The sequence below is a fragment of the Ruminobacter amylophilus genome, assembly GCF_900115655.1.
GTDB classification, from domain to species: Bacteria; Pseudomonadota; Gammaproteobacteria; order Enterobacterales; family Succinivibrionaceae; genus Ruminobacter; species Ruminobacter amylophilus.
Genome location: NZ_FOXF01000065.1, coordinates 1 through 10,341, shown reverse-complemented (window position 1 = coordinate 10,341; position 10,341 = coordinate 1). Strand labels below are relative to the sequence as shown.

Sequence of the window (10,341 nt, the reverse complement as noted above, 5' to 3'; positions counted from 1 at the left end):
TTTGGAGCAGTTTTTGAAAGCTGTGCCGAACAATTGGAGGAAATACATCTGAATATAGCATTAGATACACTGATGAATACCTTCATGGGCTATGTACAGGCTCTGCGTGACAGAAAGTATCTGAAAAAAAGCTGTTACGAAAAGGCAATGGTACTGGCTTTCAAAATGCTCAGCAGCTGGTTTACCGAACAGATTGCTTATATTCAGGATTTCGTATTAGGTCTGTACGAAGAATTCGCCACCAAAAAAACTCCAAAATTGTCATAAAAATCAATACATGTTTTTAAAAAACACCTAAACCGCATGGATTAAGGTTGCGCTATGTTTTTCCACTCAAAATCATGTGGGAAAGTTGAGTTATTGAAACTATAAAGGATGCAATTAAAAATTCAGCAATTTTAACGCAAATATTTGCATAAAAGGACATTTTATTTTATAAATACGGATATATATTTTCATATATGTACTCCTTACATTAACGTTTATTCAGGTTAGACGTTAATGGTAATAAAATAATCTGAACCGACAAAGGCTTCTAAGAGCCTTTAAAAGAAACCCCGGACATGAAATACATGGCCGGGTTTTCTGTATTGAAGTACTTAAAATTACTTTCTTGATAATACTTCTTCGCTTATGTGTTTCTTCTCAATTGAGGCGTTAGACTGCAGGTCAGGCTGAGTTCCATCAAGGTCAGGTAATAAATCATTTGGACAGTAATCAATTGTTTTTCTGCCACCATAGATGCTTGCTGCGTCAATGGTCATCGGGGTTGGAAGGAATGTTAACCAGGTAAATTTGGTTGGGTCATATCCCTGCATTAAATAGTATTCCTTACCGGCTTCGGCATTTATGGTTACCTGAACATGATTTCCCCAGCGGCTGTATGTGGTAACGGTATGTTCGCCCGGTTCAACTTCTCTGAAGAAATAACCGCAGCCGCCGATTCTGGTTACGAACTTGTCGTCAAGGTATAAATCACGGTATACGTGTGTAGGATCGTACTTGCTTCTGAAAACGTAAATGCCTGCTTTTTCAGGATTATGATTTTCATGATCCAGTGCGTAAGATACGTCTTTAGCATCCTTATGCTGTACTGAAGAACATGCGGTTCCCATTACGGAGAACGCAACGAGCATTGCTGATGCTGTTAAAGTCTTAATTAAATTCATATTTTCTCCTTTAATTTACATAAATTGTTATGAAATAAAATTATACAAAAAGTTGTGTTACTTTACCTAAAAATCTTTCCCTATTTAAGATTTTTAGGAGTACTTTCTTCGGCTTCCAGTGAGAATCTGTAAGCATCGCCGTAAATACTCCGTAAAATCTCTATGGTATTGTCCAACCTTACCGTTGCAGACCTTCTGACGCATGATTCGTCATTGTCTTTGCATGATTCAGGATTGGTTGAAGAAGATTTGTTAATGTTGAGCAGGGATTTTTCGCCGGTGATGTTCTCCACGGTCAGAGGAACGGACGATATTTTTACGTTGGCGTTATCGGCTTTAATCTGTTTAATGATCTTTAGGGCAACGTCATCAAGTTTCTGATTTTCCCTGTCATAGCCTGACAGAATGACGTCATAAACGGAGCCGGGAACCTCGATCCTGTAGTCCAGAACAGCTTCTGCAATGTCCGCCAGGGATAACTCCCCTATCTTGATCAGCGAGTAATTAAGCTGGGCTGCCATGAGTTCCTTGTTAATCTGCTGATTCTTTGCATCAGCCTTATAAACCGGTTCATCAATGTTGGCATTGTCATTACGAATGTTGCTCTCAGCCAAATCGTTATACTGCTTAAATTCTTCGTCGCTGAGATTACTGTTATTGACCGAATCCTCATATGCTGCCTGAGTCGCTTCTTCTCTGGCAATAATTGCTTCACGGACATCCTGAGGCAGCGCCTTAAATTCTTTCATCAGAGCTTAGTCTTCGTCCCTGTCACTGAAATACATTACGAGTTCGGCTATCGAGTCGGAAGTGCTGTTGTTTTCCAGGGTTGCTGCCGTATCTGTCGGAGCCAGAGTCTGTTCAGAGAGTTTTTCCATTATCTTCAGCTGATCGTCATTGAGTCCGGCATTCTGAGCCTCGAGAATAAGAGATTTCCATTCAGACAGATCGAGCTTAGACCAGTCAAGCTGTTCAAGCTGATCCAGTCTGATACCAACACAGCTCTTATCGTCTTCAGAGAAGCCGAGCTGGCCGGTTTTCTTTATCTGTTGCATCACGATTCTGGCCAAAGGAGAGTTGTAACAGCAGAAATAGAATTCACGGTCGGCACATGATTTGGATTTGCCGAAAGGGTTAAATACTTTTACCTTACACTTGGTTGAAACCTGATAACACTTCTTGAGAAGCCTTGTCGGATGCCGTTTCAAAATCAATGTTTCGGCATTTAAAAATCAGCTTAAGGGACATATTGATAACGGAATAAACCGTATAAACCGCTCCTACAATGCTGGCTGCGCTCGCTAAAGAACTCAAAGCTTCGTTGCTGGCTTCTTCCGCTGCCTTTTGGGTTGCTTCGTCCTCTGCAAGTTTTTTGGCTCCTTCTACTCCGGAGGATCCTGCTGCTGTTGCTATATCACCTGTAATTTTCTTACCAATACTGCTCAATAAAGTGGACATAGCCTTAACTATTTCTCCTTTATAAGCATTGATATAGATAAGCATTACGGTGTTCTGTGCCAGATTTGCGCCGCCTTCAACGCCGGTGATGGAATCAAGCCAGGAATTAACCTTGGTATTAAGCTTATCTGCAGCCGTCAGACTTTTATCATTAAGTGACGTGCTGAGACCTGTCGGATCAAGCTTGTCCGCATACTGGCCTAAAGCCTGCTTTGAGCTCAGCAGCCTGCTCATTACCAGAATGTTGTGCACGTAGTTGTTTACGGAAACCCCTGACATGTTCTTACAGCAGTTCTGGTAAGTTAACCCCGTATCGAAGATATGGCAGTGCTTGCGGGCCCCGGAAAATATCTCAATAAAGTGTTCCCTCTGTTCGTCTTCGGAGCATTCGTTACCGTCCACTGTCACGCATTTGAAGTCCTGTGCCATGAAATCCACGGCCTGAAGAATGGCAGACGTTTTAGCGAAACTTCCGGTGTTTTCTACCGTAGGCGTGATGCCGATGCAGGAACAGCCCTCGCAGTTGATTACCATATTGTTTGAACCGCAATTGGTCTGCACGGTTTCCGTGGTTTCCTCAAAGGTCTCTTCCTTTCCGCAATTGTAGGTGATTTCCTTAAGGTAACAGTCATCGGTGTTTCCCGTTCCTCCCATTTCTTCATCAGCCTCAGCCGTGGTCTAGATGCATTGGGTTTTGGTCATGTAGCAGGACTTACCGCTGTCGGAAGCGGAAGAAAGCAGTTCATCGCAGGAATTATTAATGGCTTCTTCCGAAGGTGAAAGCGTTGAATAGCTGAAGTTAAAATTGGTACACGTTAAATGATCCGGAGAAACGGACTCTTTGACGTAATCCCCTTTATTCTCATCATATGACAGCAGATACGGAATCTTCTGAGATCCGAAGGCTTCAGGACAGACAACGTGACCATTGGTGATACCGCAGGTCACGTCCCCTACCTTCACCTGTTCTCCGTATGCCGTACAGGTTATAGAGCCTTTGGTAAGCCTTGAGTTTTCGGAAAAGTATTCCAGCTTATCGAGGCAGTGGTTTTCTCCTGTCCAGTTTTCATCCATGGCGAGAGCAGGATCATATTCAGCTCTGAAATGCAGTGAGCCCTTTCCCCTGCCGGATACGGACAGCAGGAATTCAATCACATAGACGTCATCAGCGGTGGCATTGGCAAAGAAATTGGTGAAATCCACGAGAGGAGCCTTGTATTTACCGTCGGTTTCTCCGGAATACAGCTTCCCTTTCTTCGGATCATCAAGCAATGCTCCGGTTATTACGTCATATGCAGGAAGAAAGGTCTTTTTGTCATCGTATTTTGGAATTGCACATTTAGGTTCGGTAATCGGGTTACAGAAATGAACACTGTCGTCCAGCTCCCTGTTATAGGAAATGTTTCTTGCGGGAATCACTGCATGAGACTTCCAAATCGGCTTGGCATAGTCAGGTGTTTCCCCGTATTTGTAGAGATACACGGCCGCGTTATCGTCGATGGAGGCCCCGTCAAGATAAAGCTTCGTGAGAGCCTGAGGCTTATGAATTATTAAACTTGCCTTCTGCCTGTAGACGATACAGGACTTACTGTTATTCCCGTTTTCTGGGTTCAGAAGGTTATCGCCTGCAGTCGCGGCTCCTACCCAGAAGCCTGTACAGTGAGTCAGGGTTTCTTTGGTACATGAGGAGTCCCCTTTTCGGCACGAACACGGCTCGAGGAGGATCGGTCTTTCTTCCGAGGTGGTTTCTATGACCTTTACGTCGTATTTATGCCTGATATTACAGTTGGCACCTGAAGTGCTGTACTTGAGACAGGTTTCTTCCGTACCCACGAATCTGGTTGACTGTCTGGTTTCCCCGGTGGTTTTGTTTTTTTCCTGACAGGCGTCGGAGAAGTAGTTGTATATTGAGTTTGGATCATCAGGATCGAAGACACTGAGGGCATCGGTAACAACGGGATCGCTGCTGATGTCGAGACGCCCGTCCTGGATCATTTTCTTATGCGTCTGATAAATGACGCCCATGTCTGAGGTGTCATCTTCCGCTGCGTATTTACTCTTAAGCTGCTGTCCGTAGTCAATTGCCGACTGCAGGCTGTCTGATTCGCCGAGATTTTTGGCCTTATCGACCATGGCCTGTGCTTCTTTGTCATCTGACGTAAACATCTCGTCATCAGTGCTTATGGAAGCACTCTGATCGCCTGCGGAAATGCTGAGTCCCGTTTCGGATGGATTGACTGAAAAATTACTGTCACTGAAGAAGTCCTTTACCTCTGACGTGCCTTCGTTAATCCCCTGAAGCATGTCGAATTCACGTTCATTCTCTTCAGCCACGGCAACAGATGCGATAAAAGGCGTAAGCGCCAGGGAATTCATGATTAAATAAGCCAGAGGCTTTATGTAGAATCTTTGAGTATTAAGCATTAGTGTTATTCCATGTGGTTGCAGCAGTCATTCCATCTGAAGAGTACGTAGCCGTCGGTCTGGCCTTTAATGCCCGGATAGTGTTGCATGCTGTTCCAGAGAATTGTCGGATAGCCGATGACGTGGGATCCGTTCTCGGGAACCGGAAAGTAGTGCTGCATTTTCCATTGCTGTTTTGGAAGCTTTTCTGAAACGTGGGCATTGCACATGTTATCTTTGCCGATGGTATTAAATTCACGGCCTTCACGGTGCATGAGTGCAAGCAGTCTGGTGGCTTCAAGAGATGTGGCTCTGAATGAGTTACTGCCGAGAACGGTGCCGACAAGAGGATAATAGACTCCCCAATTACCGGCACACCACCACAGAGACTCTACCGGAGAATGATTGGTCATGGTCATTGGAACTTCCCCAAGACAGGCTATCGGAGCCAGTGCTGACATGGCGCTCACTATCATGGTTTCGGGTGTCGCCACCATGGAGAGAGAACCGTCCTTATAGAACGGATTCAGTTCAGAGAGCTCCATGAGACTTACGTCCTGGTAACCATCCTTAACGTATACCGCGTCCGTGGTCATGTTCAGTATTCTGAGAATCGGGAACGCATACATGTGTACGTTTCTGTAGTCATGCTCATTGCCGTACGGCACGTCACCCGAATGACTTGATACCCCGTTACCACCGGGGCAGAGTTTGGTGACCGCACCGCCTAAGGCAGGCATGCAGCCTGCCATGTATGTGGTTTCCACGAGTCTTGCAGGTTCCCAGAGGCTTTCACTGATACCCGGCTTATCAATCTTCCCTTCCCTGCAGGAACAGAACGGTTTGGTATAAGCGTCAGAAGGCACACCGGGGTTATGAAATATGCCAAAGTTTCCTTTACTGTTTTTCTCATCCCCTTTTCCGGAGTCCTTTTTGTCCTCCTTCTTAGATGAGGCATCGATTTTTACCCCGGCAACGTAGATGGGGAAGATACAGTCCCAGCAGAGATTGTTAACCGCCTGCGAGAACGGTTCATGAGAAGGACAGCGGGCATCTCCCGCAAATGCTGCGGATGAGCTCAGAACGGCGAGCGAAAGCAGAGTCTTTGACAGGTTATTCATACTGATACCTCTTCTCCACGGCAATACTCTTATTCGGTGTTTTTTGGCCGATTTTGCCCAGTTCTTCAAGGATCAGAACCTGTTTTTCGTTGTCCGCATAAACCACTGTGGGAGTGACCATCACTCCAAGCTCATGAGGAAGGTTGTCGGGCATCAGATAAACCCTTTGTTTAAAGGCTTTTACGAGCTTTTCGTATTCGTTCCAGCCGTTCTCGGAATCGTCATGATAAATATCGTCAATCATGAAAGTAAAATCATCATCCGGATGAGCTGAAACGTAATCTGTTACTCGCTGGATTTCAGCCTTGTCGGTTGCATTAAATATCACGTATTTCCCCGTCATTAGCGTGTGTTTGAGCGGATTGATCATCATGCCCCGGGGCAGCAGAATCTTGCCGTAGGCATCCTTTACGTCTTCCTGAACGGTTATTGATGGATCCACGTATCTTGTCCTTCTGTATATGGCTGTCGGTAGGTAAACCGGTTTTCTGTCCCTGAAGAAATTGTCTTTTGCTCTTTCTGCCGCTTTTTTCCAGTCATATGCCATGGCTCTTCTCTTCATTTCTTCAGCCATGTCTGGCTCTGAAATCTGCAGAACATCCCCCAGTTTGCCGAGATTGCCGAAATGACTCTTTTTGGCTTCTTCCTGAAGATAAACATGGTTAGAGATACCGGAGATTCGGCTAAGATAGCAGACATCACTGATGTCAGCCCCATTGGCGTATGACATGCATGTGGAATTACCGTTAAGGTGTTCCGGATCGGCTATGACCATCTGCGGTACGTCAGTTACGTTAAAGTGACGGAACAGTACAGGATTGATCTGAATATTTGGAGGAAAGAAAGTCCTGGTTTCATTTTCATCATCCTTTTCCGGCTTATACAGCATGTGCTGGCGTTTGGAGAATGAGGCCAGATTTTCTCCCGGGAGAATACCGCGGAAGATGATAAACACGTTCTTTTCACCCGCAACGCCCGCATAGAGTGATTTAAGTGCTGCGTCCCCCATGGACTGGGAGGCGAAGATGTATATCGGATACCGTGAAAGATCCTGATCCGATGCTTCAACTGAATTGCCGGCGATGTTTTTTTCCTGTTCGGTTAATGACGTAAGCAGATTCTCATAGGTCTGGGGATCCATGGTTTCCCTGAGTTCGTAAATGGTCTTTTTTGTCTGAATGAGCATGGACTGCTCGCTTGCCTTTGTTTCGGTAAGCGAAGTCATTTCCTCTTTGGTCTGCGCCTTAATCCTTTTGCTCTCATTCTTAAGTTCGGTAATTGTGGCGAGTTCTTCTTCAGACAGGTTCTGATTACGGGCTTCGTCGATAAGATTCCCGATTTCCCCGTTATTTCCGAAACTATTTGCCGACAGCAAAGAAGCCGTAAGCACGGCCAATAATGTCTTCTTCATCAACGTAGCCCCAGTATCTGGAATCGTAGGAATGCTCTGTGTCACCAAGCATGTAGTATTTGTGCGGAGGAATGACTTCCTTGAATATGAACTTTTCCGGAATTCTTATTCCGTGTCTTTCGAATATCGGAAAACCTGAGGCCACGACTTTGCCGTTTACCATGATTTCGTATTTATCGTTAATTTCCACGGTATCCCCGGGGAGTCCCCTCAGATACTTAACGAATATGGTGCCTTTCTTGTACAGGGCTCCTTCCTGGCTTCTGAACGTATAAAGTTTGTCACGCTGCCATTCATGGGTTGAATAATCGGTGATTTTTTTAGTGACGAACATGTAGTACATATCCTTAATGCATGACAGCTGCCGTTCCTTTTCGGCGCCGATGTGTCCCCAGAAGCTGACGTTTATGTGTTTTTCAATCTGGTCGAAAGCCGTAACGCCAAGCCAGATGCTGATTGAGGCATATAACGACCACTTGATGCAGCTTCGCAGAACCGGGTGTTTGTGCTGCCCTTTTTTTTCTGTTTCCATAAAAACTCCGGAATATATATTCAGTCACTACTGATAGTAACAGATCGTTTTTCATGGATTGGCCAACAAACTACTGTTAAAACTGCAGAAAATTTAAATATTTTTCTTTTTTATGGGGTTTGGGCTGACATCGTAGTGATAAAAGTCCTCAGTTTAAAATTTAATCTCGCAAAATTACGTAAAACGTGAAAGTGTTTGAATATTTCCCTTTGTTTATCTGCAATTAATTGAATTACATGATTGTTTTGCTAAATTTAAATAAGGTAGTCGTTGTTTTACGTGGTATTGGAACATGTTTTAAAAAGTTCTGAGGATTGTAGTGATTGTGGAGGAAAGACAATGAATAAACTGTCTAAGATTATTAGTTATTGCATATTCGGTATCTATGCAACCGTCTGTTCATCCAATTGTTATGCAACCAATTTTTCGGATTCTGTAAAGGCTGTTGCACCGGCAGATAATACAAATCAAACAAATGAAAAAGCAGAATCCAAGCTGACTCCTGAAAGACAGAAGTTTATTAAAAACTTTAGTCATGCACTGTTAAACGAAGATTTCGAGTCTTTTAACGAAGGAGGTGATAGTGCTTTTGGCGATGTTCTGCAAGAAAAATACGGGTATAAACCTGTTACTGCCGAGCAGATGTTCAGTACATATGATAAAAATCAAATTAAAGGTGATAAGGAATATATTAACCAAAATTGATAGTTACCGGAGAAATTGAACAGATTAAGAGTTCCGTGGGGAATAAACCCGTAATCTTTATGAAAGCAGGCAAAAAAACCGTATTAAGTACAGTTAATGCAGCATTTAAAAATCCTGACGAAGACATTGATAAAATTGTCAATTTAGAAAAAGGTCAGAAGTTAGTTCTCCTCTGTATCGGCGAAGGTGTGGTTTTAAGTTCACCTGTTGTAGGTAACTGCGAATTTACAGACAACTATCAGGAAGAATATAAACAACGCATAGATGAATCCATAAACGCATTTATCAATGGAAAACCGACAGGCAACAGTATTGCGATATACTCTATTACAGCTGGCTACCTTTTATCATTAGAAGATCCAACCTATGTAGATAAATGTAATAAGAATGGCTGTAAGATTGATAAAAAAGTAAATGGTAAAATAAAAAAAATATTCTCGTCCCTCACAATTAAAAAAGAAGAATATTCCAAATTAAAACCAAAAGACAAGGCACTCACTGACAAATACAAAAAAGAAGTATGGGATTTATTTGCTGAGCTTAAACTCATAGATCCTAATACAGGTGCTCTGTTGATTGATGATTTTGAATTAAGCACCTGGTAATATTTTTAGATCCTACTTTTAATAAAAAACCTCTCAAACTGTGGAATGAGAGGTTTTAATTCGTGGAGTGTTAGAAGTTTACGGGATTACTTCAGCCCATGATTCTGAAGCATTGCAACTGCATGCTGTAATACGTCTTCTGATAAAGCAGATACAGATACGTCAGCTGAGAAGAGTGAAGCCAGGATGCCTGGAGCGTAGATTAAGCCGAGGCCTGCAGAGATACCGATTGCGAATGACATGATAGACTGCTTGCCCACGCCGCCAACGATACCAACGAGGATGAAGGCACCAGCGATTACACGGCCGAGAGAACCCTGAGTCCAGGCAGCGATTCGGTTCCAGATTGAGTCGAATTCAGTGTATGATGAAGTGTTTGAACATTCGCCTACAGAGCCGTTATTGATACAGCCGTTAGCATCTTCGGACGCATATGCTGCAGGAGTCATGTCCATGGTTGCTTCTACGGTCATTACAGAGCCGAAGGTAAATACGAATGCAGCGGTAGCAACAGCGAACTTCTTTAATAATTTCTTAAACATTTAATAATTTCCTTATATAGATGTGAAAAAAACAATATCTACTGATGTAGAAACACAAAACCAAAATCTTTATCTTATGGAGGAATGTATGGTCAGAGAATTTTCAGAGGTTGTGACACCCTCATTCCCTATTACCCACCGACGAGGCTCAATTTCAGTATAGATGTAGCCGGAAACCATGAGATCTCCTGCAGAATCCTGCCATGGAAGGACAAGAATACGCATAACTACTGAAGGTGTTCTGATCGGGATGGGTTTCTTTGGTAGTGCCGGAGCAACGTAGTTATCCGTAATCATCGGGCGTGTGAACCAAACTCTGTAAATTACATGTAGCTAAAAATGTCAGAAAAATTCCTGAGATATAATTTAACTTATATAATCAGGAGTTTTGCATT

At 43.5% G+C, this 10,341-nt stretch carries 13 protein-coding genes; 3 read left to right on the top strand and 10 right to left on the bottom strand.

Features of this window, described 5'->3' with window-relative positions; all coding sequences use genetic code 11:
- Positions 1–267 (top strand): hypothetical protein (locus BMY80_RS12285; protein ID WP_177178527.1); only part of this gene is annotated, 267 nt, incomplete at its 5' end.
- A gap of 338 nt (positions 268–605) precedes the next feature.
- Here the strand turns inward: BMY80_RS12285 and BMY80_RS11010 are convergent.
- The 8 genes from BMY80_RS11010 to lepB form a co-directional block, all read right to left on the bottom strand.
- Positions 606–1,169: a DUF2846 domain-containing protein gene (locus BMY80_RS11010; protein ID WP_093143672.1), complete on the bottom strand. Its 564-nt coding sequence runs from the start codon at positions 1,167–1,169 to the stop codon at positions 606–608.
- A gap of 80 nt (positions 1,170–1,249) precedes the next feature.
- The gene (locus BMY80_RS11005) at positions 1,250–1,918 is read right to left on the bottom strand and encodes a hypothetical protein (RefSeq protein WP_093143670.1); all 669 of its coding nucleotides are present in this window, start codon (positions 1,916–1,918) and stop codon (positions 1,250–1,252) included.
- A gap of 6 nt (positions 1,919–1,924) precedes the next feature.
- A complete protein-coding gene (locus BMY80_RS11000; protein WP_093143668.1) occupies positions 1,925–2,224 on the bottom strand; it encodes a hypothetical protein in 300 nt (99 codons plus the stop codon).
- A 94-nt stretch (positions 2,225–2,318) separates the two neighbouring features.
- The gene (locus BMY80_RS10995) at positions 2,319–3,281 is read right to left on the bottom strand and encodes a hypothetical protein (RefSeq protein ID WP_093143667.1); all 963 of its coding nucleotides are present in this window, start codon (positions 3,279–3,281) and stop codon (positions 2,319–2,321) included.
- 24 nt (positions 3,282–3,305) lie between these two features.
- Positions 3,306–5,051: a hypothetical protein gene (locus tag BMY80_RS10990; RefSeq protein ID WP_093143666.1), complete on the bottom strand. Its 1,746-nt coding sequence runs from the start codon at positions 5,049–5,051 to the stop codon at positions 3,306–3,308.
- Between the two features lie 5 nt (positions 5,052–5,056).
- Entirely contained in the window at positions 5,057–6,151 is a 1,095-nt protein-coding gene (locus BMY80_RS10985; protein WP_093143665.1) for a TraU family protein, read from the bottom strand.
- Complete coding sequence (locus BMY80_RS10980) at positions 6,144–7,562, bottom strand: TrbC family F-type conjugative pilus assembly protein (protein WP_093143663.1); 1,419 nt, start codon at positions 7,560–7,562, stop codon at positions 6,144–6,146. Before BMY80_RS10980 ends, BMY80_RS10985 begins: the two co-directional genes overlap by 8 nt.
- Positions 7,510–8,094 (bottom strand): signal peptidase I, encoded by a 585-nt coding sequence (gene lepB, locus BMY80_RS10975; protein WP_093143661.1) that lies wholly within the window; start codon positions 8,092–8,094, stop codon positions 7,510–7,512. Before lepB ends, BMY80_RS10980 begins: the two co-directional genes overlap by 53 nt.
- 339 nt (positions 8,095–8,433) lie before the next feature.
- Here lepB and BMY80_RS10970 point away from each other — a divergent pair, with 339 nt between their 5' ends.
- Positions 8,434–8,799 (top strand): hypothetical protein, encoded by a 366-nt coding sequence (locus BMY80_RS10970; protein ID WP_093143659.1) that lies wholly within the window; start codon positions 8,434–8,436, stop codon positions 8,797–8,799.
- On the top strand, positions 8,796–9,404 hold the full coding sequence (locus BMY80_RS10965; protein ID WP_093143657.1) for a hypothetical protein: 609 nt from the start codon (positions 8,796–8,798) through the stop codon (positions 9,402–9,404). The genes BMY80_RS10970 and BMY80_RS10965 overlap by 4 nt, the downstream gene beginning before the upstream one ends.
- An 86-nt stretch (positions 9,405–9,490) precedes the next feature.
- Here BMY80_RS10965 and traA read toward each other — a convergent pair whose 3' ends face one another.
- Both traA and BMY80_RS10955 read right to left on the bottom strand, forming a co-directional pair.
- A complete protein-coding gene (gene traA, locus BMY80_RS10960; protein ID WP_093143656.1) occupies positions 9,491–9,946 on the bottom strand; it encodes a TraA family conjugative transfer protein in 456 nt (151 codons plus the stop codon).
- 69 nt (positions 9,947–10,015) lie between these two features.
- The gene (locus tag BMY80_RS10955; protein ID WP_093143654.1) at positions 10,016–10,243 is read right to left on the bottom strand and encodes a TraV family lipoprotein; all 228 of its coding nucleotides are present in this window, start codon (positions 10,241–10,243) and stop codon (positions 10,016–10,018) included.
- Positions 10,244–10,341: the final 98 nt, after the last annotated feature.

What these genes read in the sequence shown, in the direction of transcription:
- BMY80_RS11010 (WP_093143672.1), bottom strand. Translation starts at nt 1,169, where the DNA reads ATGAATTTAATTAAGACTTTAACAGCATCAGCAATGCTCGTTGCGTTC.
- BMY80_RS11005 (WP_093143670.1), bottom strand. Translation starts at nt 1,918, where the DNA reads ATGAAAGAATTTAAGGCGCTGCCTCAGGATGTCCGTGAAGCAATTATT.
- BMY80_RS11000 (WP_093143668.1), bottom strand. Translation starts at nt 2,224, where the DNA reads ATGCAACAGATAAAGAAAACCGGCCAGCTCGGCTTCTCTGAAGACGAT.
- BMY80_RS10995 (WP_093143667.1), bottom strand. Translation starts at nt 3,281, where the DNA reads ATGGGAGGAACGGGAAACACCGATGACTGTTACCTTAAGGAAATCACC.
- BMY80_RS10990 (WP_093143666.1), bottom strand. Translation starts at nt 5,051, where the DNA reads ATGCTTAATACTCAAAGATTCTACATAAAGCCTCTGGCTTATTTAATC.
- BMY80_RS10985 (WP_093143665.1), bottom strand. Translation starts at nt 6,151, where the DNA reads ATGAATAACCTGTCAAAGACTCTGCTTTCGCTCGCCGTTCTGAGCTCA.
- BMY80_RS10980 (WP_093143663.1), bottom strand. Translation starts at nt 7,562, where the DNA reads ATGAAGAAGACATTATTGGCCGTGCTTACGGCTTCTTTGCTGTCGGCA.
- lepB (WP_093143661.1), bottom strand. Translation starts at nt 8,094, where the DNA reads ATGGAAACAGAAAAAAAAGGGCAGCACAAACACCCGGTTCTGCGAAGC.
- BMY80_RS10970 (WP_093143659.1), top strand. Translation starts at nt 8,434, where the DNA reads ATGAATAAACTGTCTAAGATTATTAGTTATTGCATATTCGGTATCTAT.
- traA (WP_093143656.1), bottom strand. Translation starts at nt 9,946, where the DNA reads ATGTTTAAGAAATTATTAAAGAAGTTCGCTGTTGCTACCGCTGCATTC.
- BMY80_RS10955 (WP_093143654.1), bottom strand. Translation starts at nt 10,243, where the DNA reads ATGATTACGGATAACTACGTTGCTCCGGCACTACCAAAGAAACCCATC.